This window comes from Curtobacterium sp. Curtsp22 (assembly GCF_059492135.1).
This window is the reverse complement of the sequence record NZ_CP168519.1, coordinates 1,067,433-1,087,068: the sequence shown is the minus strand read 5'-3', so window position 1 is coordinate 1,087,068 and position 19,636 is coordinate 1,067,433. Positions and strand designations below refer to the sequence as shown.

The window sequence follows — 19,636 nt, the reverse complement described above, 5'->3', positions numbered from 1 at the left end:
CACGACTGCAACGCCATTCGTCACGCCTGAACCAGGGGAAGGCCCGACATGACGTCCACGGACACGGTGGTCGACGCGCGCATCCAGCCCGCGACCACGGACAGCACGGATCAGACGGGGGAGCCGCAGTACCTCCCGGCGCCGCCCACGGACCGCGAGAAGTACTGGTACATGGGCGCGCAGCACCGCTGGATGCTGTTCGCCCAGGCCGCCGCCTTCGCGCTCATCGCCTCGAGCATCTGGCGCTTCTCGACGTCGGCCCCGGGGCTGTTGCTGTTCCTCATCCCGACGACGCTCTACTGCCTCACGCTGTGCGTGTCGCTCACCACGAGCGCACGGCGCAAGCGCTTCCACAAGCGCGACCACGTCGAACGCGTCGGCAGCTGGGCCCCGGAGCGGTACCCGACGGTCGACGTGTTCCTCCCCACCGCGGGGGAGCCCCTGGCGATCCTCGCGAACACCTACTCGTGGGTGGCGAAGCTCCGCTGGCCGACGACCCTGACGGTGTACGTCCTCGACGACGCGGACCGCCCCGAGGTCGCCGAGCTCGCCCGGCGCCACGGCTACCGGTACGAGGTCCGTCCGGACCGCGGGCACCTCAAGAAGGCCGGCAACCTCCGGTACGGCTACGAACAGAGCGACGGCGACCTCATCGCGGTGTTCGACGCCGACTTCGTGCCCCGAGCCGACTACCTCCACGAGCTCGTGCCCTACTTCGACGACCAGAGCCTCGGCATCGTGCAGTCGCCGCAGTTCTTCGACGCCCGCAAGGGCATGCACTGGCTGCAGCGGACCGCCGGCGCCACGCAGGAGCTGTTCTACCGCTGGATCCAGCCCGCACGCGACCGCTCGAACGCGGCGATCTGCGTCGGGACCTGCGCGATCTACCGGCGGGCGGCACTCGAGCGCGCGGGCGGCTTCGCCCAGATCGGCCACTCCGAGGACGTCCACACGGGCGTGAACCTCATGCGCGTCGGCTTCCGCGTGCGGTACGTCCCGATCCTCGTCTCGAAGGGCATGTGCCCGGACGACCTCGCGTCGTTCCTCAACCAGCAGTACCGCTGGTGCACGGGGTCGATGTCGCTCCTCGCCGACACCACCTTCCACGAGAACCCGCACATCACGCTCCGGCAGCGCATGTGCTTCTGGTCCGGGTTCCTCTACTACATCTCCACCGCGGTGAACGTGTTCCTGTCCCCGCTGCCCGGGCTCGTGATGCTGTTCGGCCTGCCGCAGTGGATCATGCCGCAGAACTCCGTCTGGCTCCTCGGCGCGATGCTCATGTGGCTCGTGGTCGTCCCGATCATGTACCGGTCCCGGTGGCGCATCGACGTCCTGCGCATCCAGTCCCTGTACTCGTTCGCCCACGCCGTCGCGATCGTGCACGTCCTCACGGGCACGACCCGCGAGTGGGTGCCGACCGGTTCGGCGAAGAAGGTCACCACGCCGCTCGGCACGCAGATCGCGCGGGTGATGCGGATCACGGTCACCACGTCGCTCCTCGTGACGTGGACGGGCCTCGCGTGGGCCACCGTCCGGTTCGGCCCCGACGTGCTGTGGGCCATGTGGATCCTCGCCGCGATCCACGCGTACGTGCAGGTGCCGATGCTCTTCCTGTCGGTCCCGTCCTCGCCGCGGCGCGCGCTCCGCAGGCAGGCACGTGTCGACCGTCGGGAGGCGCGGATCGCCTCCCGCGCACCGGTCACCGCCACCGGTGGCGCGGCTCCGACCCCCGCACTCGCCTCCGTCGCGGCGGCGGACGCGGCCGATGCGTCGCTCCCCGCGCCGCCGCTCTCGCCGACGGTGACCCCGTCGTCACCGGTCGGCGTCGTGCCGGAGCCGAGCCGCGCCTCCGGGCCCGCGTTCGGTGAGCGCCTCGACCCGGTGGTGCTGGCGGACTCCGCAGCACCCGTCGAGGAGCCGGTCCAGGCCGAGCGGCCTCAGGCCGCCGGACCGCGCCGGTTCCGACCCGACATCCAGGGGCTCCGCGCCGTCGCGGTGCTGCTCGTGGTGGTCTACCACACGGGCGCGCCCGTCCTCACCGGCGGGTACGTCGGCGTGGACGTGTTCTTCGCGATCTCCGGCTTCCTCATCACCGGGCAGCTGCTCCGCGAGGTCGAGCGGACGGGACGGATCGACTTCGGCTCGTTCTACGCGGGCCGCATCCGGCGCCTGCTGCCCTCCGCGCTCCTCGTGATCGCCGTGACCGTCGTGGCCACCCGCGTGTTCGACTCGATCCTGCGCGCGTCCAACGTGGCGTGGGACGGCGTCGCCGCGACCTTCTTCGCCCTGAACTACCGGCTCGCCGCGCAGGGCGTCGACTACCAGGCCGCGGACGGACCGGCCTCGCCGCTCGAGCACTTCTGGTCGCTCGGCGTCGAGGAGCAGTTCTACCTGGTGTGGCCGCTCGTCCTGACGCTGGCGATCGTGCTGTGGAAGCGGCACCGTCACCTGGCGGTGGCCGCCGTGGTGACGCTCGTGTTCGGGGCGTCGATGTGGGCGTCCGTGACGATCACCGCGCACGACTCCCCGCTGGCGTACTTCTCGATGCAGACCCGCGCGTGGGAGCTCGCGGCCGGGGCGTTCCTCGCCCTCGGCGCCCGGTGGCTCGCGAAGGCCCCCGGTGCACTGCAGGTCGCACTGACCTGGGCCGGCCTCGGCGCGGTCCTGACGAGCGCGTTCGTGTACTCCGACGAGACGCCCTTCCCCGGCACGGCGGCCCTCCTGCCGGTGCTCGGCGCCTGCGCGGTGATCGCCGGCGGTGGGGTGTACCGCCGCGGCTCGGTCGAGACGGTCCTGCAGCTGAAGCCGTTCCAGGCGATCGGCAAGGTGTCGTACGGCTGGTACCTCTGGCACTGGCCGATGGTCGTGCTCGTGCCCGTCATGGTGAACCGCGACCTCGGGTGGCTCGAGAAGCTCGAGGTGATGGCGGTCGCGCTGTGGGTGGCGACGATCACGTACCACCTCATCGAGTCGCCCTCCGCGCGTGCGCGGTGGAAGCGGGTCCGCTGGGCCGCGATCGGGGCCGGTGCGGCGGCCGCGACGACGGCGACCGCGGTGGTCGTGGTGTTCTCGGTCCCGGCGCTCGTCGGCAGCGGCGGCACGGTGCAGGCGGCATCGCTCGACGAGGGCGACTCCACCGAGATCCAGGCGACGATCCGGTCGGCGCTGACGACCTCGGACGTACCGGCGAACCTGACCCCGAGCCTCACGACCGCCGCCGACGACCAGCCGGACTCGACGGACGACGGCTGCCACGCGGGCTACCTGCAGATCCAGCAGAAGGCGTGCGTGTACGGCGACCCGGACGGCTCACGGACCGTGGTGCTCTGGGGTGACTCGCACGCGCAGCAGTGGCTGCCCGCGTTCGACGCCGCTGGCAAGACCGAGGGCTGGAGGGTCGTCGCGTGGACGAAGGCCGCGTGCCCGGTCGCCCAGGACGTCGAGCTGTTCAACTCCTCGCTCAAGCGCACGTACACCGAGTGCCCCGAGTGGCGGGACGCGTCGATGCGGCGCATCCAGGCCCTCGACCCCGACCTCGTGGTGATGGCGCAGTCGGACAACGTCCCCGGCAAGCAGGTGTCGAACACCACGTGGGCGGACGGCACCGCCGAGACCGCGGCCACGATGCAGGCCGCCGGGCTCCGCACCGTCTACATGCTGGACACCCCGGTGCCGGAGGGCGACGCGGTGTCGTGCGTGGCCGAGCACCTCGACACCGTGGAGGAGTGCAACCAGGCGGAGCAACGCGCCTACGCGGTCTCCGGGCGGCACGAGGACGTCGCCGACACGGTGCGGGCGGCCGGCGTCCCCACCGTCGAGCCGCGGGACTGGTTCTGCACCGACGACGGGTGCCCGGTGGTGGTGCAGGACAAGCTCGTGTACCGCGACCAGACGCACATGTCGACGGCGTACTCGAGGTGGCTCGAGCCGCTGGTGGCCCCGCTGCTCCGCACGTAGGCGGGCGGAGCAGCTGGCTGGCCCCGCCCGTCAGTCGGCGGGGCCGGCGTGCTCGATGCGGGCGCTCGCCGTGGCCATGTGGTCGTCCATCGCCCGCTGCACCGCGAGCACGTCCCCGGCCCGGAGCGCCTCGAGGATCGCACGGTGCTCCTCGTACGCGGCCTCGGTGGCCTGGCGGGTCCGGACACGACGGCCGACCCACACGCTGAGCATCGAGCGGAGGCTCTGCAGCAGGTCGGCGAGCACGTCGTTCCCGGCGGAGCGGGCGAGCAGCACGTGGAACCGGACGTCGGCGTCGATGAAGGCGTCCGGGTCGTCGAGCGCCGGGTGCTGCCGGTCGATGTAGGTCTGGAGCTCGTCGAGCTGCGCCGGCGTCGCACGCTGGGCGGCGAGGATCGCCGCGGTGCGTTCGAGCGATGACCTGACTTCGAGCAACTCCCGGGTCCGGTTCGACGCGAGCATGAGCCCCCACGACAGGGTCGTCGGCAGCAGGTCCGAGGTCCCGCCCTGCAGGTACGTGCCGGAACCCGGGCGGATCTGCACGATGCCGAGGATCTCGAGCGCCGCGAGGGCCTCTCGCACGGCGGACCGACCGACCCCGAGCCGTTCGGCCAGCACCCGCTCCGAGGGCAGCCGCGAGCCGGGTGCCAGGTCGCCGGCGGTCAGCAGGGAGACGAGCTGTCGGGCGACCTCGGATGCGGGGGAGCCCGTCGGCACCGACTCGAGCTCGAGGCGGATGTTGAGCGGGTCGTCCGGGCTGAACGCGGGCATGCAGTGAGCGTACCGGTCGGTCAACCGGTTGCGGTGGGACTCCCTGCCGAGCCGCGGCGGGAGGGAATGGTCAACCGGTTGACAAGTTTCGAGCGACCGCGCACACTGGTCCGTGCGCACCGATGCGTCACCTCCGTTCCCGGCGCAGCAGCCGACCGGAGCACCACCCCACCCGAGCAGGAGTCATCGTGGACATCCCCGCCACGCGAGGCATCCCCACCTCGGTCGTCGAGAAGACGGCCATCCGCAAGATCGCGATCCGCATCGTGCCCTTCGTGGCGCTGATGTTCTTCATCAACTTCCTCGACCGCACCGCGATCTCCTTCGCGGCCCCGAACGGCATGGAGGCCGACCTCGGCCTGACCGCCGCACAGTTCGGGTTCGCCTCGGGCGTGTTCTTCATCGGGTACCTCGTGCTCGAGGTGCCGTCCAACCTGGCGCTGCACAAGTTCGGCGCCCGCGTCTGGCTCGCCCGCATCATGATCACGTGGGGCATCGTCTCGCTGCTCTTCACGTGGGTGCAGAACTACCCGCAGCTCGTCGGCCTGCGCTTCCTGCTCGGCATCGCCGAGGCCGGGTTCTTCCCCGGCGCGATCCTGTTCCTGTCGACCTGGGTCCCCGCCCGGCACCGCGGCAAGATGCTCGCGCTCTTCTACCTGGCGCAGCCGCTCACCAGCGTGATCGGTTCGCCGCTCGCCGGCTGGCTGATGACCCACGAGGGACTGCTCGGCGGCCTCGCGGGCTGGCGCTTCATGTTCCTCTGCGTGTCGATCCCCGCGATCATCGTCGGCATCCTGTGCCTCTTCGTGCTGAAGGACAAGCCGTCGCAGGCGAAGTGGCTCGACGAGGACGAGAAACTCTGGCTCGAGGGCGCCCTCGCGAAGGAGAACAGCCAGAAGGAGGGGAACGCGCACGGCAAGGGCGGCCTCCGAGCGGCGTTCGGCTCCGGTCGCGTCTGGATGCTCGCCGCCGTGTACTTCGGCTTCATCTACGGCCTGTACGCCCTGAGCTTCTTCCTGCCGACCATCATCGACGGCTTCCAGGAGCAGTTCGGCACCACGTTCGACCTGTTCCAGAAGGGGCTCATCACGGCGATCCCGTACGTGCCCGCCGCCGTCGTCCTCTACTTCTGGTCGCGTGACGCGTTCCGGCGCGGCGTCCGGGTGTGGCACATCGCGGTCCCCGCCCTCGTCGGCGGCCTGAGCATCCCGGTGGCCCTCTACATGAACAGCCCGGCCGCCACGGTCGCCGTCATCGCGATCACCGCGTGCTCGATCTTCGCCGCGCTGCCCAACTTCTGGACCGTCCCGACGCAGTTCCTCACCGGTGCCGCAGCGGCCGCGGGCGTCGCGCTCATCAACACCGTCGGCAACCTCGGAGGCTTCGCCGCGCCGTACATCACCGGCGCCGTCAGCGAGTGGACCGGCGGGTACCAGGTGCCGATGTTCATCGTCGGGTTCTTCATGGTCCTGTCGAGCGTCCTGATGTTCGTCCTCGGCCGGACCACGAAGCGGAACGAGCGACGAGACGCCGACGCTGCCGCGCAGGCCGCGACGACCACGACCCAGGAGTCCCACGCATGACCCGCCTGTTCAACGACCCCGCGGACTTCGCGGACGAGATGGTCGACGGCTTCGTCGCCGCGAACCGCTCCCGGGTGCGGAAGGTCCACGGCGGCGTCGCCCGCTCGACCACCAGCCCCGAGGGGACCGTGGCGCTCGTCGTCGGCGGCGGATCCGGGCACTACCCGGCGTTCGGCGGACTCGTCGGGCACGGCCTGGCCGCCGGTGCGGCGATGGGGAACCTGTTCGCCAGCCCGAGCGCCCAGCAGGTCACGGCGGTCGCGACGGCCTCCGAGCACGGCGGCGGGGTGCTGCTGAGCTACGGCAACTACGCCGGCGACGTCCTCAACTTCGACGCAGCTGCCCGGGCACTCACCGCGGCCGGCATCGACGTCCGCACGGTCCGCGTGACCGACGACGTCGCGAGTGCCCCGAGTGCCGAGGCCCACCAGCGGCGAGGGATCGCGGGCGACCTCTGCGTGTTCAAGGTCGCCGGAGCCGCCGCCGAGCGTGGCGACGACCTCGACACCGTCACGGCGATCGCCGAGCGGGCGAACGACCGCACCCGATCGTTCGGTGTTGCGTTCTCCGGCTGCTCGCTGCCCGGCGCGGACGAACCCCTGTTCACCGTCCCCGAGGGCCGCATGGCGATCGGCATGGGCATCCACGGCGAACGCGGCATCGACGAAGCCGACGTCCCCACCGCGTCCGGACTGGCGGACCTGCTCGTCGACAAGCTGCTCACCGAGCTGCCGTCCGGTGTCGCAGTCGACGGAGCACGCGTCGTCCCGATCCTCAACGGCCTCGGTTCCGTCAAGTACGAGGAGCTCTTCGTCGTGTTCGACGCCGTGCAGCGCCGACTGACCGCGGCCGGCGCAGTCGTCGTCGAGCCCGAGGTCGGCGAACTCGTCACGAGCTTCGACATGGCCGGCGTCTCGCTGACGCTGTTCTGGCTCGACGACGAGCTCGAGGAACTCTGGGCCGCCCCGGCCGACAGTCCCGCCTACCGCAAGGGCGGTGCCGTCCCGCAGGAGCCCGTTTCCTCCGACGTCCTCGAGGCCGGCGTGGTCGTCCCGGTGACCGTCGGCACCGACGAGTCCCGGGTGTCCGCCACCCGCATCGCGACGGCGATCACGGCCGTGCGCGCGACGATCGACGCCCACGCCGACGAACTCGGCCGCATCGACGCGGTGGCCGGCGACGGCGACCACGGGATCGGCATGCAGCGCGGCTCCACCGCGGCGGACGCGGCGGCGCAGGACGCCGCAGCACGCGGCGCCGGTGCCGGCTCGGTCCTCGCGATCGCCGGTGACGCGTGGTCAGACAAGGCCGGCGGCACGTCCGGCGCGATCTGGGGTGCGGCCCTGGAGGCACTGGGTCGCGTCCTCGGGGACACCTCGCGCCCGACGGCCACCACCGTCGCCGGCGCCGTGCACGCGGCTGCCGAGGCCGTCCTCGCGTTCGGGGCCGTCCCGGGCGACAAGACCATGGTCGACGCGCTCGTCCCGTTCGACGAGGTCCTCACCGCCCGCACCGCGGCCGGCGACGACCTGGTCACCGCCTGGTCCGCCGCGTCCGCCGCCGCCACGACCGCGGCCGACGCCACCGCCGACCTGCTGCCGCGGATGGGCCGCGCCCGGACCCACGGCGAGGACGCGGTCGGCACCCCCGACGCCGGTGCGATCTCGTTCGCCCTCATCACCGCCGCGGTCCTCGCGACGCTCTCCGAGAAGTAAGGAAGACCCCATGACCGAGCAGCAGTTCCGCATCGTCGTCGGCTCCGACGACGCCGGGTTCGACTACAAGGAGATCATCAAGGCCGACCTCGCCACGGACCCGCGCGTGGTCAGCGTCACCGACGTGGGCGTCGATGCGGACGGGCACACCGCCTACCCGCACGTCGCCGTCGACGCAGCACGGCTCGTCGCGAACGGCGAGGCGGACCGGGCGATCCTGATCTGCGGCACCGGACTCGGCGTCGCGATCGCCGCGAACAAGGTCCCCGGCATCCGGGCCGTCACGGCGCACGACTCGTTCAGCGTCGAGCGCTCGATCCTGTCGAACGATGCCCAGGTCCTCTGCATGGGCCAGCGGGTCGTCGGCGTCGAGGTCGCCCGGCGCATGGCGAAGGAGTGGCTCGGCTACACCTTCGACACGTCGTCCGCGAGCGCGGAGAAGGTGCAGGCAATTTGCCAGTACGACGGGTCGGCCCCGGTCGGGACCGACGCCTGATGCCCGCGTCCACGGCAGCCGCCCCGCTCACGATCGGGGTGTCGCTGAAGATGTACTTCTCCCACGCCCGGACGCTCGAGTGGGCAGCCGCCGTGGCCGACATCGCCCGGACCCACCCCGCGGTGCAGTCCGGCGCCGTCGAGCTCTTCGTCATCCCGACGTTCCCCGCGCTCGTCCCGGTGCGCGAGGTGATCGGGGACGCCCCCGTGACGCTCGGCGCGCAGGACCTGGCCTGGGCGGACACCGGCGCCTTCACCGGCGAGGTGTCCGGTGCGGAGCTGCGCGAGATCGGCGTCGCGCTCGTCGAGATCGCGCACGCGGAGCGGCGCTCCCTGTTCCACGAAACGGACGAGGAGATCGCCGGGAAGGTGCACGCCGCCTTCCGCAACCACCTGCGGCCCCTGATCTGCATCGGGGAGACCACCCTCCCCACCGGCTCGGCCGCCACGTCGCTCCGCAAGCTCCGCGACGCGTCGGAACCGGCCGGCGTGGGCCCTGCCTCCAGTGAGACCGCCGTGGCGGACGTGACCGCGCAGCTCGACCGGTTCCTGGCGACCGCGACCGCGGACGGTCTCGCCGGGCCGGTCATCGCGGCGTACGAGCCCGTGTGGGCGATCGGCGCCCCGGCGCCCGCGCCCGACGAGCACATCGTCGCGGTCCTCTCCGGGATCGAGGAGCACCTCGCCTCCAAGCCGGAGCTCGCCGGCTCCGTCGCGATCTACGGCGGCAGCGCCGGACCGGGCCTGCTCACCCGTGGGCAGGGGCGCATCGGCGGGCTGTTCCTCGGACGGTTCGCCCACGACCCCGCCGCCATCCGGACCATCCTCGACGAAGCCGCGCAGCTGGGGGCGACCGCATGACCTCCCTGCTCGGCCTCTCCACCTACGCCTACTTCTGGCGGATGTCCGACCGCGTGCCGGACCCGATGTCGCTCGACGACGCGATGCGGGACGCAGCGGCGCACGACGGCGTCGACCTCTTCCAGATCTGCGACCACCTGCCGCTCGACGCCGCCTCGGACGACCGACTGGCCGCGATCCGGGCACTGGCCGACGAGCTCGGGCTCGCGCTCGAGGTCGGCACCCGTGGGACCCACCCGGAGCACCTCGCGCGGTACCTCCACATCGCGCAGGCGCTCGGCGCGACCCTCGTGCGGAGCATGTGGACGAGCGGCGACGACCAGCCCGACGCCCTCGAGACCGAACGTCGACTGCGCCGGGCGCTCCCCGCGTACGAGGCAGCCGGGGTGACGCTCGCGCTCGAGACCTACGAGGTCGTCGCCACCGAGGACCTCGTCGCCGTCGTCCGGGCCGTCGGCTCCGACCACCTCGGGATCTGCCTCGACCCGGCGAACACCGTCGCGCGCCTGGAGCACCCCGCCGACGTGGTCGCCGCGGCCGCCCCGTACACCCGCAACTGGCACGTCAAGGACTCCGGGTTCACCCGCTCACCGGGCTGGGTCGGGTTCCAGTACACCGGCGTCCGCACCGGCACCGGCCTCCTCGACTACGACGCCGTCCGCGCCGCGATCGCCCCCGACGCACGGGGCATCAACCGCGTGATCGAGTTCTGGCTGCCCTGGCAGGACGAGGCCCTCGGCGCCACGGGCGACCCGGCACAGACCACCACCCGCATCGAGGCGGCGTGGACCGAACACACCATCGAGTACATCAGGAGCAAGGAATCATGACCGACACCGTCACCACCCCCCACACCGTCGCTGCCGGATCCGGTACGGCCGACGTCACCGTCGCCGTGATCGGTGCCGGCGGCAAGATGGGCACCCGCGTCTCGAACAACTTCGCCAAGAGCGAGTACACGACGCTCTACAGCGAGGCCTCGCCCGCCGGGCAGGAGCGCATCGAGGCCCTCGGCCGGTCGCTCACCGACAGCGTCGAGGCGGCCAAGGTCGCCGACGTCGTGATCCTCGCCGTGCCGGACGTCCTGCTCGGCACCATCTCCGAGCAGCTCGTCCCCGTCATGAAGTCGGGTGCCAGCATCCTGACCCTCGACCCGGCCGCCGCCTACGCCGGGCTGCTCGCCAAGCGCGAGGACATCCACTACGCCGTGGCGCACCCGTGCCACCCGTCGGTGTTCCTCGAGCGCACCACCAAGGAGGAGTGGGACGACACCTTCGGTGGCATCGCCGCCCCGCAGGAGGTCATCGCCGCCTTCGACGCGTCGGAGTCGCTCGGCGACGAGGGTGACGCCGCCAAGGCGATCGCCGAAGCCGTCATCACGACCATGTACGCGCCCGTCATCCAGGTGCACTGGGTCACGGTGAAGCAGCTCGCCGTCCTCGAGCCGACGCTCGTCGAGACCATCGCCTGCATGATCGGCGACTTCCTCAACGACGCCCTCGAGGAGACCGTCACCGGTGTCGGCGTGCCCCGCGAGGCCGCCCGCGCCATGCTCTACGGCCACACCTGGATCGCCCTGACCAACGGCCTGCGCGGCTCGAACCCGTTCTCGGACGCCTGCCACATCGCGATGGGCTACGGCCGCGAGAAGCTCATCAAGGAGGACTGGAAGCAGGTCTTCGACGACAGCGAGCTCGACAGCGTCATCGCCAAGATGCTCAAGATCGACGCCGTCAAGCGCTGATCGATCCCCGAGACCGGAACGCCCCGCCGACCCCCTTCCGGCGGGGCGTTCCCCTTGGCCCCCACACCTCGGCGAGCGTGATCGAGGCGACACCCGGCACCGTGAGCGCCTGCACGGCCGCAGCGAACCACGCGGCGGCGGCCGCGGAGTGCTGCTGCGGATCCGTCGCGTCCGGCACGGACTGCGGCCCGGAGCCGGCCTCGACCGACGCGTCGGTCACGGCCCGACGCGGTGACGTCGCCACCGCGTTGAACCGCGGACGCAGCGTCACCGGCCCGACGTGGAGCGGCCTGCCGGCGGCCAGCCTGGAGGCGCTCATCGCCACCCAGCGCTGCATCCGGATCGACTCGGTCACCTGGGCACGACTGCGGTCGTGCATCTGCGGCGTCACGCTGAACGTGAGCGGACCGTCCCAGTCGCCGAAGAGGTCGATCGTGCGGTTCAGCTCGGTGAAGTGCGCGCGTGTCCCCGCCACGACGTCGAGTCCCTCGTGTGCGGCCGCTGTCTCCCGGAGCGCCCACTGCAGCGCCGTCGTCGTCACGTGCGACGACGGGTCGAACGCGCCGATGCGCACCACCGGCCCGGACGCCAGGACCTCGTCGACCGCGGCGCGCAGCAGGGCCGGGTCGTCGGTGACGAACCGCACGTCGAGCGGTGCGCCTCGGGCGTCCCGCCGGGCGGAGGCGAGCACCGCGGCGACGTCGGGGTCGCCGAGGACGGGCTCGACCAGGATCGGCACGCCGCCGGGGAGCGCCGCGTCGTCCGGGCGCGCAGCGGCCGGGGCGGAGGCGGCCAGCAGCTGGAGGGTCGGGGGCGGGGTGACCACGGAGGTCGGGGCCGGCCCGTCGAGCGCGGCGAGGTCCGGGGCGGGGGAGGGCGCGCCTCCCGGGTGTCGCACCGCGCGCAGCGTGAGCGCCTGGTGGACGACGGCACCGGCGTCGAGCGCGACGGGGAAGGGCTCGGCCAGCGGCGTCGAGTAGGTCTTGAACGAGGCGTCGGTCCAGTTGCGCTGGTCCTCCATCTCGAACACGTCGCCGGTGAGGTCGAGCGTGCAGTCCGTGCCGCCGGTCGTCCACGCGTACCCGGCGACGTCGGTCGCGGGTTGGTGCGGGGCGATCCACAGCGGGAACGTGTGCGCCGTGGCGGGCGCTGCCGGGTGGCGGACCGTGAACGGGGTGCCGGCGAGGGTCGGCGGGTGCAGGACGACCAGGCCGATGCGGTTGCGGCGGAACGGCGCCGTCGTGGTGGCGGTCGCATCGACGTGCAGAGTGTCGTCGTCGATCGTGAGGTCGAGGGTGGTGCGGAGGACCTCGGCGTCGTCGAAGGCACTCGTCACCTCGATGCGGGCGCGGGCGCGGGCCCGCGCGTGCCCGTGTTCGTCGGTCGCGTCGGCGTCGGCTTCGGCCTCGGCGCCGGCGTCGGTCGTCCGGCGCGTGACGGTGTCGTCCGCGGTGCGCCAGTCCTGGTCGCGGGTGACGAACCGGATGCCGCGCAGCACCGGCACCCCGTCGTGGCGGACGTCGGCGAGCTCGGCGCCACGGAGGGTCACACGCCACGGTCCGACAACGAGCACGTCCTCGGCGGTCGAGTCCGCCCACGCACCGTCGTCGGTCATGTCCCTTTGCTACCAGTCGGTCAACCGGTTGCGCAATGATGTGTCCAGGAGCGACGTCGCTCCGAGGACGGGGCACTGCCGCCCCGAGGACGGAGCACACGCATGGCCGGACGACTGACCGGGAAGACCGCCCTGGTGACCGGGGCCGGATCGGGGATCGGGCGGGCGATCGCGGACCGGTTCGTGGCCGAGGGGGCGCGGGTCGTGTACGCGGACCGGGACGCCGCGGCTGCCGCTGCTGCTGCCGCGTCTGCGTCCGCGGTTGTCACTGCCGACTCGGCGATCGCGCTCACCGTGGACATCGCGGACGAGTCGAGCGTGGCGGCCGGCTTCGCCGCCCTGGTCGCCCGCGGCGCCGTACCGGACGTCGTCGTCGCCAACGCCGGCGTGCAGCTCTTCGGTCACGACGCGAAGGTCGCCGACGTCGCGCTCGAGACCTGGAACCGCACGATCGCGGTGAACCTGACGGGCACCTTCCTCACCGTGAAGCACGCCGTCCGGGCGATGCTCGCGGCCGGTGGCGGCGGGTCCGTCATCGTGACGGGGTCGCCGACCGGCCTGAACGGCGAGGGTGCCGACTTCGCCGCCTACTCGTCCACGAAGGGCGGCGTCCACGCGCTCGTCCGGGCGACCGCGATGGCCTACGCCCGTGACGGCATCCGCGCCAACACCGTCGTGCCGGGCTACACCGAGACGGCGCTCGTCCAGGCGATCTCGGGCGACCCGGAGTCCCGCGCGGCGATCGTGTCGCGGACGCCGCTCGGACGGGCGGGGACCCCGGACGACGTGACCGGGATCATGGTGTACCTCGCGAGCGACGAGTCGTCCTACGCCACCGGCGCGCTCTTCCGGGTCGACGGCGGCATGACGAGCCTGTAGCGCCGCGCCGCGCCGCGCCGCGCCGCGCCGCGCCGCGCGCGCCCGTCCGCCCGCGCACCCGCGCCCGCGCACCCGCGCCCGCGCCGCTCGATGGTGAGCAGATATGGTCGGGTTCGCTCGACCGACCCGACCATTCCTGCTCACGAAGAGTGCACGCGCCCCGGGGTCAGGCGTGCCCGCGTGCCGCGAGCAGCGCGCCGAGCGCCGCCGCACCGCGCTCGGCATCGGCGACCGTGACCACCCGCGCTCCGCCGCCCCGGAGCCGGACGACGAGCCCCGGCCCCGAACGGACCACGTACGCCACACCCCGGCCGGAGATCCGGTAGCCCCGCCCACCCCACTGCCCGGGCGACACCTGCTCCCACCCGCACGACTCGATGCGCTCGAGCGGGACCCGCACGATGGGGATCCGGGTCCACGTCGAGGTCAGCCGGAGGCCGCGTCGATCGACCGTGCACTCGACCCGCGCGAGCACCGCCACCGCGATCCCGGCGAGGACGAACAGCCCGCCCGACACCGCGGCCGCGCCGACGTCAGCGGACGCGGTGGCCCAGGCCGCGACGACGCCGCCGACGACGAGGACCACGCCGAGCCCCGCGAACCAGGGGCTGCCGGCCCGTGCACGCCAGGCGACCCGGGCGTCGGTCGGGACGTCCAACGGAGGGACGTCGTGCGCGGGGACCGGCGCTGCCGTCCGGACGAGCGCGATCGTCGGCGGCACGGCCACGGCGACACCGACCACGAGCGTGAGGACGGCCCACCACACCGGGAACGTCGGGTCGTCGACGCGGTTCACGATCGCCTCGGCGATCCACGCGGTCGCGACGGACCCGCTCAGGAGGTTCGCCACCAGCAGCAGGGTCGCCCACGTCCGGCGGTCGCTGCGTCCGAGCGCCACCACCGCGAGTCCGGCGGCGACCAGGGCCACCACGAGGGACCCCCAGAAGAACGGCCACGGCGACCCCCAGGCGTCGGCGACACCGTCCGCGCCGAAGTGCGTCGCCACCCGTGCCGGCAGCGCGGGTCCGAGCGTGAGCGCCGTGACGACCAGCGCGACGGCCACCGCCGCGCTCGGTCCCACCACGGCCAGTCGTGCGCCGGTCCCCATCGTCCGAGTCGTCATCGTGCCCCCTTGATCATCGCGTACAGGTCGTCGAGCGGGACCCCGAGGGTCTCCGCCTGCTCACGGAGTTCCACCACCAGCGACCGCAGCCGGTCGAACGACGCGTTGCCCGATCGCAGCACCGTGGCACCGCGGCCCCGGCGCAGCTCGATGAGCCCGTCGTCCTGCAGCTGGGCGTAGGCGCGCAGCACCGTGTGCATGTTGACGTCGACGGCGGCCGCGAGTTCGCGCGCGGACGGAAGCCGCTCGCCGTTCCGGAACTCGCCGCGGGCGATCGCGTGCCGGATCTGGGCGGCCACCTGGTCCGCAAGCGATGCCCGCGCTCCGGGGTCGACGGTGATCAACATGTTTGCATTGTATGCGAACAATCCAGTCCGTGCCGACAGTGGTCCGTCCGGATAGCGCGGGCTGGGTGTCCGGTCCACGTGGGCTGTCCGGCACGCGCGTACCGTCGCTGGAGAAGACGGCATCGATCCGCGTCCTCCCGACGCTCCGATGGCACCTCCTTGACCCTGAGGCCGTTCTGGACGTCGGCATCCACGAGGCCGAGGCGGAGCCGGGCTCGCGAGCAGGGAGCACGCCATGAGCAGCCAGGAACTGAGCAGCTACGAGTCGAACGCCGACGTCCAGCCGGTGCGGGTGACCACGTACCGACACCTCCGACGGGCCACACGCCGCGGTTGGGCCGTCCCCGTCGAGTCCGAGCCGTCGCTCGCCGACCTCGTCGGGGAGCGATCGCCTGGTGGTCCGGAGCGACGGTGATCCCCGCGGCGGACCGGCCGCCGGCGGAGTCCTCGACCGCGGAGGTCCGTCGGACCTCCGTCCGGGAGGTCCTCCAGAGCGGCACCGACCCCGATGAAGCACTCGAGTTCTACCGCGGCGTGTACGACGGCCACGACATGGCCTTCGCCCCTTCCTCGTCGCCGTTCGGCTTCCGGTACCGCGCCACCGGGGACGGTCGCCTGAGCCTCCGCACGTCGTCGGTGTCCGCCGCTCGGTCCGGATTCCTCGCACCCGAACGGCAGTACCTGCTGGCGTGGTCGGTCGAGGGCGGCATCGTGGTGGACGACGACGTGCTCCTCCGCGCCGGCGTGCCCGTGATGTACCCGGCCGGACGCCCCTTCCACATCTCGGCACCGGCAGGGACGAAGCACCTCGTGCACTTCGACGCGGACTTCCTCGAGGCCGTCGCGGTCGTGGGCACCGACGCCGCCCCCGTGCCCCTCGCCTTCCCCGTGATCGTGTCCGCCGAACGCCTCGCGCCGCTGCAGGCCGTGCTGCGCGAGGTCGCCCGTCCGCTGCTCGACGTCGCCGTGGTCGACGCCGACCGCGCCGCGCTCGACCTGCGGCTCGCCGAGGCCGTGCTCGGCGCCTTCCGCTCCGATGCCGACCGCCGGGGGACCGCTGCGCCCGCCGGGACGGTCGAACGTGCGAAGGCGTTCATGTACGCGCACTTCGACCGGACCATCGCCGCAACCGACATCGCCGCCGCGGCCGAGGTCAGCGTCCGGACCCTGCAGGAGGGCTTCCAACGGCGCGAGGGCAGCACCCCGATGGCGTACCTCCGCGACCTGCGCCTCGAGAAGGCCCGCCTCGGCCTGCAGCTCGCGGACCCCCGCGAGACCTCCGTGGCCACCGTCGCGCACTCCTGCGGCTTCCGGCACATGGGGCGCTTCTCGGGGTCGTACTTCTCGATGTACGGCGAGTACCCGGGGGACACCCTCCGCGGTCGGAGACGACTCATCGCCGCCGCGGATATCGTCGGGTGATGCCACCAGAGACGCGTCCCGTCGTCACCGACGACACCGAGTTCGCCGTCCGCGGCGCGGGCGCTCCCGTCCTCGTCGTGCACGGCACCCCCGGCGGGATCGACGTCGCCGAGATCATGGCGCGGTTCCTGCCGTCCGCCGACTTCCGTGTCGTCACGCTCTCACGTCCCGGGTACCTCGGCACCCGGGTCAGACCCGGTCACGACTCGCTCGACGACGAGGCCGATCGGTACGCCGAGGTCCTCGACGCGCTCGGCATCGACCGCGTGGCGGTGCTCGCCTGGTCGGGCGGAGCCCCTGCCGCCTACCGGTTCGCCGTCCGCCACCCCGAGCGGGTCCACTCCCTCGTCGTGGCGGCCGGACTGACCGGTCCCTGGACGCCCCCGGAGGTCTCCGCACCGGAGCGCCTGGTCGGCGGCACCCTCCTCGGCGCCGCGCTCGCCCGGGCCGCCGCGCGACTGGTGCCCGGCGTCGTCGTGCGCCTCGCGGTCTCGGGCGTGAGCTCCCTGCGCGGTCGACGGCTCCGCGAGCACGTCCGCGGGATCCTGCGCGATCCGGAGCGTCGCACGTTCCTGCTCGACCTCGCCCGCACCGGCAACACCGCGGGCCCGCACCGTGCCGGGTGGGAAGCCGACGTCCGGAACCTCGGCGCGGTCACCGACCTCGACCTCGGAGCCGTCCGGGCCCCGACACTGCTGCTGCACGGTGACGCGGACGTCGACGTCCCGCCGTCCAACAGCGTCCGGGCGGCGGACGAGGTCCCGGGAGCGGAGCTCCTCGTCCTGCCCGGCGGCACCCACTTCGCGCTCTGGGACCACCCGGACGCCAGCGCCGTGCAGGACCGGGTGCGGAGCCACCTGCGGCTCAGTCGCCCCTGACCCGCAGGACCTCGAGCAGGACGTCGAGTGCGCGATCGAGCTGCGGCAGCGTCAGCGCGCCGTAGCCCAGGACGATCCCCGCCGGTGCGCTCCCCGGCGACACCTCGTACTCCTCCACCGCGCTCACCAGCACACCGGACCGCGCCATCCGGGCGACCACGTCGCGCCCCGCCGCCCGACCCGACCACGTCAGGACCGCGTGCAGCCCGCCGTCCAGGGCACGCGCCTCCAGGCCCGCGACCGCTGCGACGCGCGTCGCGACCCGCTCGCGTCGGTGCGTGTAGTCCCGGCGCACGCGGCCGAGGTGGCGGCGGAGGGCGCCCGTGCGGAGGAGGTGCGCGAGCGCGACCTGCACGGGCTCCGCCACCACGGGTCCGCGAGCGAGCCGCGAGGCGGCCACGGCCTCGTGCACGGGCCCCGGTGGCAGGACCACGTAGCTGCAGCGCAGCCGTGGATCGAGGGTCTTCGAGAACCCGCCGACGTGCACCACGACGCTCGTCGCGTCGAGTGCCGCCAGTGCCGGGACGGGGGAGCCGCGGTGCCGGAACTCCGAGTCGTAGTCGTCCTCGACCACGACTGCCCCGGTGCGCGTCGCCCAGTCGAGCAGGCGGAGCCGTCGTGCCACCGGCATCACCGAGCCGAGCGGGTACTGGTGCGTCGGCGTGACGACGACCGCGTCCACCGGGCCGATGCGGCCGAGGACGTCGACGTCGATCCCGTCGCCGTCTACCGGGACACCCACGAGGGTGGCTCCGGCGCTCATCATCGCCCGACGTCCGGAGCGGTAGCCGGGATCCTCGACGGCGACGACCGGCGCCCGACCCAGGCGGTTCCGGAGTCCCTCGGTGACGAGCGAGAGCGCCTCGGCCGTGCCGGCGGTGACCACGACCCGGCCGATCTCCGGGGCGAACCCGCGAGCGAGGCCGAGCTGGGCAGCGATCTGCGCGCGGAGCTCCGGGAGCCCGGCCGGGTCGGACAGTGCGTTCCGGAGCGGGGCGTCCGCAGCGGCGCGCCAGGCGGCCCGCCAGTCGCGGGCGGCGATCGCCGTCACCGCGGGGATCCCGGGGCGGGCGTCGAGGAGGTCCGCGCCGGTACCCGCCGCGCTGTCGGCGTGCCCGTCCGTGCGCCCCGACGCGTCGCGCGCAGCGTGCTCGGTCGGCCAGTGGCCCGCACCGACCCCCGGCGCCACCCGCGCCACCGCACCCTGCCGCGTCCGGATCCACCCCTCGCCGTCGAGCTGCTCGTACGCCGCGACCACCGTCCCCCGCGCCACCCCCAGCTCCGCCGCGAGGACGCGGGTCGACGGCACTGCGTCGCCGGCCACCAGCGTCCCGTCCTGCACCATCGCCCGGACGCGCGCGACGACCCCGGCGGCCTTCCCGAACTGGTCCACCTGAGCACACCCGATCTGGTCCACGAACCGGACCGGTCCTGACCCTAGCGTTGCCCGCATGCGCACCACGAGCCTCCCGTCCGACCCCGCCGTACCGTCGCTTGCCGTCCGCCGCCTCCGCGACCGCCAGTCCCACGACCCCGCCGACCTCGACGCGATCCTCGCCGAGGCGATCGTCGCGCACGTCGGCTTCGTCCGCGACGGTCACCCGCTCGTCCTGCCGTTCCTCTGCGGCGTCGGTGATCTCGGCGCCGGCCCCGTCCTGCTCCTGCACGGCTCGACCGGCGGCGGTCTCTTCCTCGACGCCGGCGCCGCGGGAGTCCCCGTCAGCGCCACGGTGACCCACGTCGACGGCCTGGTGTTCGCGCGCTCGACCTTCGACAGCTCCGCGAACTACCGCAGCGCCGTGGTCGTCGGCAACGCCACCGTGGTGCCGGACGACCTGCGGACCGAGGCGCTCTGGCAGGTCGCCGACCACCTCATGCCCGGACGCCGCGACGAGGTCCGCGAGATGACCGCCAAGGAGGTCCGTGCCACCCAGGTCCTCCAGCTGCCCCTCGAGCACGCGAGCGTGAAGATCCGCGCCGCCGGCGTCGGCGAGGCTGTCGACGACGCCGAGGACCACGCGGTCTGGGCGGGCGTCCTCCCGCTCGCGGTCACCGCCGGGGCGCCGCTCCCGGGGGACATCTCGGGGGACGCGCCGGTCGACGAGTCGGTGCGCGCCCTGGCGGCCCGCCTCGACGACCTGGCACGGGCTCGGGAGGCGCGGATCGCCGCCGTCATGCGGCCCACCCCCGCCTGAGCCGCGTCCGGAGCGGTGCGGGCGGGTTCTGAACGGGCTGCGAGGAAC

General features: G+C 73.1%; 17 protein-coding genes. 12 read left to right on the top strand and 5 right to left on the bottom strand.

Going from position 1 to position 19,636, the window contains the following annotated elements:
• The first annotated feature begins 48 nt into the window (after window positions 1-48).
• Window positions 49-3,960, top strand: coding sequence for an SGNH hydrolase domain-containing protein (locus ACEN8D_RS05120; RefSeq protein ID WP_495601184.1), 3,912 nt, complete (start codon window positions 49-51; stop codon window positions 3,958-3,960).
• A 30-nt stretch (window positions 3,961-3,990) separates the two neighbouring features.
• On the opposite strand, the gene ACEN8D_RS05115 is transcribed toward ACEN8D_RS05120, so the two are convergent.
• On the bottom strand, window positions 3,991-4,731 hold the full coding sequence (locus ACEN8D_RS05115) for a FadR/GntR family transcriptional regulator (RefSeq protein ID WP_413399576.1): 741 nt from the start codon (window positions 4,729-4,731) through the stop codon (window positions 3,991-3,993).
• Between the two features lie 188 nt (window positions 4,732-4,919).
• Here ACEN8D_RS05115 and ACEN8D_RS05110 point away from each other — a divergent pair, with 188 nt between their 5' ends.
• The 6 genes from ACEN8D_RS05110 to ACEN8D_RS05085 are packed head-to-tail and all read left to right on the top strand — an operon-like array spanning window position 4,920 to window position 11,129.
• Window positions 4,920-6,314, top strand: a complete 1,395-nt coding sequence (locus ACEN8D_RS05110; protein WP_071295475.1) for an MFS transporter — start codon at window positions 4,920-4,922, stop codon at window positions 6,312-6,314.
• Complete coding sequence (locus ACEN8D_RS05105; RefSeq protein WP_495601183.1) at window positions 6,311-8,029, top strand: dihydroxyacetone kinase family protein; 1,719 nt, start codon at window positions 6,311-6,313, stop codon at window positions 8,027-8,029. Before ACEN8D_RS05110 ends, ACEN8D_RS05105 begins: the two co-directional genes overlap by 4 nt.
• A 10-nt stretch (window positions 8,030-8,039) precedes the next feature.
• Window positions 8,040-8,525, top strand: a complete 486-nt coding sequence (locus ACEN8D_RS05100) for a ribose-5-phosphate isomerase (protein ID WP_495601182.1) — start codon at window positions 8,040-8,042, stop codon at window positions 8,523-8,525.
• Complete coding sequence (locus tag ACEN8D_RS05095) at window positions 8,525-9,385, top strand: triose-phosphate isomerase family protein (protein ID WP_413399835.1); 861 nt, start codon at window positions 8,525-8,527, stop codon at window positions 9,383-9,385. The genes ACEN8D_RS05100 and ACEN8D_RS05095 overlap by 1 nt, the downstream gene beginning before the upstream one ends.
• Window positions 9,382-10,215 carry a sugar phosphate isomerase/epimerase family protein gene (locus ACEN8D_RS05090; RefSeq protein ID WP_413399834.1) on the top strand — a complete coding sequence of 278 codons (834 nt, stop codon included), beginning with the start codon at window positions 9,382-9,384 and terminating at the stop codon, window positions 10,213-10,215. Before ACEN8D_RS05095 ends, ACEN8D_RS05090 begins: the two co-directional genes overlap by 4 nt.
• Complete coding sequence (locus ACEN8D_RS05085) at window positions 10,212-11,129, top strand: phosphogluconate dehydrogenase C-terminal domain-containing protein (RefSeq protein ID WP_413399833.1); 918 nt, start codon at window positions 10,212-10,214, stop codon at window positions 11,127-11,129. The genes ACEN8D_RS05090 and ACEN8D_RS05085 overlap by 4 nt, the downstream gene beginning before the upstream one ends.
• On the opposite strand, the gene ACEN8D_RS05080 is transcribed toward ACEN8D_RS05085, so the two are convergent.
• The gene (locus ACEN8D_RS05080; RefSeq protein WP_495601181.1) at window positions 11,119-12,744 is read right to left on the bottom strand and encodes a D-apionate lactonase family protein; all 1,626 of its coding nucleotides are present in this window, start codon (window positions 12,742-12,744) and stop codon (window positions 11,119-11,121) included. The two genes, ACEN8D_RS05085 and ACEN8D_RS05080, sit on opposite strands and share 11 nt — an antisense overlap.
• A gap of 102 nt (window positions 12,745-12,846) precedes the next feature.
• Here ACEN8D_RS05080 and ACEN8D_RS05075 point away from each other — a divergent pair, with 102 nt between their 5' ends.
• Entirely contained in the window at window positions 12,847-13,623 is a 777-nt protein-coding gene (locus ACEN8D_RS05075; protein WP_413461921.1) for an SDR family NAD(P)-dependent oxidoreductase, read from the top strand.
• 166 nt (window positions 13,624-13,789) lie between these two features.
• On the opposite strand, the gene ACEN8D_RS05070 is transcribed toward ACEN8D_RS05075, so the two are convergent.
• On the bottom strand, window positions 13,790-14,746 hold the full coding sequence (locus ACEN8D_RS05070; protein ID WP_495601180.1) for a DUF1648 domain-containing protein: 957 nt from the start codon (window positions 14,744-14,746) through the stop codon (window positions 13,790-13,792).
• On the bottom strand, window positions 14,743-15,093 hold the full coding sequence (locus ACEN8D_RS05065) for a GntR family transcriptional regulator (protein ID WP_070416454.1): 351 nt from the start codon (window positions 15,091-15,093) through the stop codon (window positions 14,743-14,745). Before ACEN8D_RS05065 ends, ACEN8D_RS05070 begins: the two co-directional genes overlap by 4 nt.
• 235 nt (window positions 15,094-15,328) lie before the next feature.
• Between ACEN8D_RS05065 and ACEN8D_RS05060 the strand changes: the two genes are divergently transcribed.
• Genes ACEN8D_RS05060 through ACEN8D_RS05050 form a run of 3 tightly spaced genes read left to right on the top strand, consistent with a single transcriptional unit; the run spans window position 15,329 to window position 17,393 of the window.
• Window positions 15,329-15,508: a hypothetical protein gene (locus tag ACEN8D_RS05060; RefSeq protein ID WP_070416453.1), complete on the top strand. Its 180-nt coding sequence runs from the start codon at window positions 15,329-15,331 to the stop codon at window positions 15,506-15,508.
• Entirely contained in the window at window positions 15,505-16,515 is a 1,011-nt protein-coding gene (locus tag ACEN8D_RS05055) for a helix-turn-helix domain-containing protein (RefSeq protein WP_413399682.1), read from the top strand. Before ACEN8D_RS05060 ends, ACEN8D_RS05055 begins: the two co-directional genes overlap by 4 nt.
• Entirely contained in the window at window positions 16,515-17,393 is an 879-nt protein-coding gene (locus ACEN8D_RS05050) for an alpha/beta fold hydrolase (protein WP_413399681.1), read from the top strand. The genes ACEN8D_RS05055 and ACEN8D_RS05050 overlap by 1 nt, the downstream gene beginning before the upstream one ends.
• Here the strand turns inward: ACEN8D_RS05050 and pdxR are convergent.
• Window positions 17,380-18,786: a MocR-like pyridoxine biosynthesis transcription factor PdxR gene (pdxR, locus tag ACEN8D_RS05045; RefSeq protein WP_413461663.1), complete on the bottom strand. Its 1,407-nt coding sequence runs from the start codon at window positions 18,784-18,786 to the stop codon at window positions 17,380-17,382. The genes ACEN8D_RS05050 and pdxR overlap by 14 nt on opposite strands.
• Before the next feature lie 58 nt (window positions 18,787-18,844).
• Here pdxR and ACEN8D_RS05040 point away from each other — a divergent pair, with 58 nt between their 5' ends.
• Window positions 18,845-19,588, top strand: a complete 744-nt coding sequence (locus ACEN8D_RS05040) for a pyridoxamine 5'-phosphate oxidase family protein (RefSeq protein WP_413399784.1) — start codon at window positions 18,845-18,847, stop codon at window positions 19,586-19,588.
• Window positions 19,589-19,636 lie beyond the last annotated feature (48 nt).

Excerpts from the sequence above, each read along its gene's own strand:
- ACEN8D_RS05120 (WP_495601184.1), top strand. The coding sequence starts at position 49 with ATGACGTCCACGGACACGGTGGTCGACGCGCGCATCCAGCCCGCGACC.
- ACEN8D_RS05115 (WP_413399576.1), bottom strand. The coding sequence starts at position 4,731 with ATGCCCGCGTTCAGCCCGGACGACCCGCTCAACATCCGCCTCGAGCTC.
- ACEN8D_RS05105 (WP_495601183.1), top strand. The coding sequence starts at position 6,311 with ATGACCCGCCTGTTCAACGACCCCGCGGACTTCGCGGACGAGATGGTC.
- ACEN8D_RS05100 (WP_495601182.1), top strand. The coding sequence starts at position 8,040 with ATGACCGAGCAGCAGTTCCGCATCGTCGTCGGCTCCGACGACGCCGGG.
- ACEN8D_RS05095 (WP_413399835.1), top strand. The coding sequence starts at position 8,525 with ATGCCCGCGTCCACGGCAGCCGCCCCGCTCACGATCGGGGTGTCGCTG.
- ACEN8D_RS05090 (WP_413399834.1), top strand. The coding sequence starts at position 9,382 with ATGACCTCCCTGCTCGGCCTCTCCACCTACGCCTACTTCTGGCGGATG.
- ACEN8D_RS05085 (WP_413399833.1), top strand. The coding sequence starts at position 10,212 with ATGACCGACACCGTCACCACCCCCCACACCGTCGCTGCCGGATCCGGT.
- ACEN8D_RS05080 (WP_495601181.1), bottom strand. The coding sequence starts at position 12,744 with ATGACCGACGACGGTGCGTGGGCGGACTCGACCGCCGAGGACGTGCTC.
- ACEN8D_RS05075 (WP_413461921.1), top strand. The coding sequence starts at position 12,847 with ATGGCCGGACGACTGACCGGGAAGACCGCCCTGGTGACCGGGGCCGGA.
- ACEN8D_RS05070 (WP_495601180.1), bottom strand. The coding sequence starts at position 14,746 with ATGACGACTCGGACGATGGGGACCGGCGCACGACTGGCCGTGGTGGGA.
- ACEN8D_RS05065 (WP_070416454.1), bottom strand. The coding sequence starts at position 15,093 with ATGTTGATCACCGTCGACCCCGGAGCGCGGGCATCGCTTGCGGACCAG.
- ACEN8D_RS05060 (WP_070416453.1), top strand. The coding sequence starts at position 15,329 with ATGAGCAGCCAGGAACTGAGCAGCTACGAGTCGAACGCCGACGTCCAG.
- ACEN8D_RS05050 (WP_413399681.1), top strand. The coding sequence starts at position 16,515 with ATGCCACCAGAGACGCGTCCCGTCGTCACCGACGACACCGAGTTCGCC.
- ACEN8D_RS05040 (WP_413399784.1), top strand. The coding sequence starts at position 18,845 with ATGCGCACCACGAGCCTCCCGTCCGACCCCGCCGTACCGTCGCTTGCC.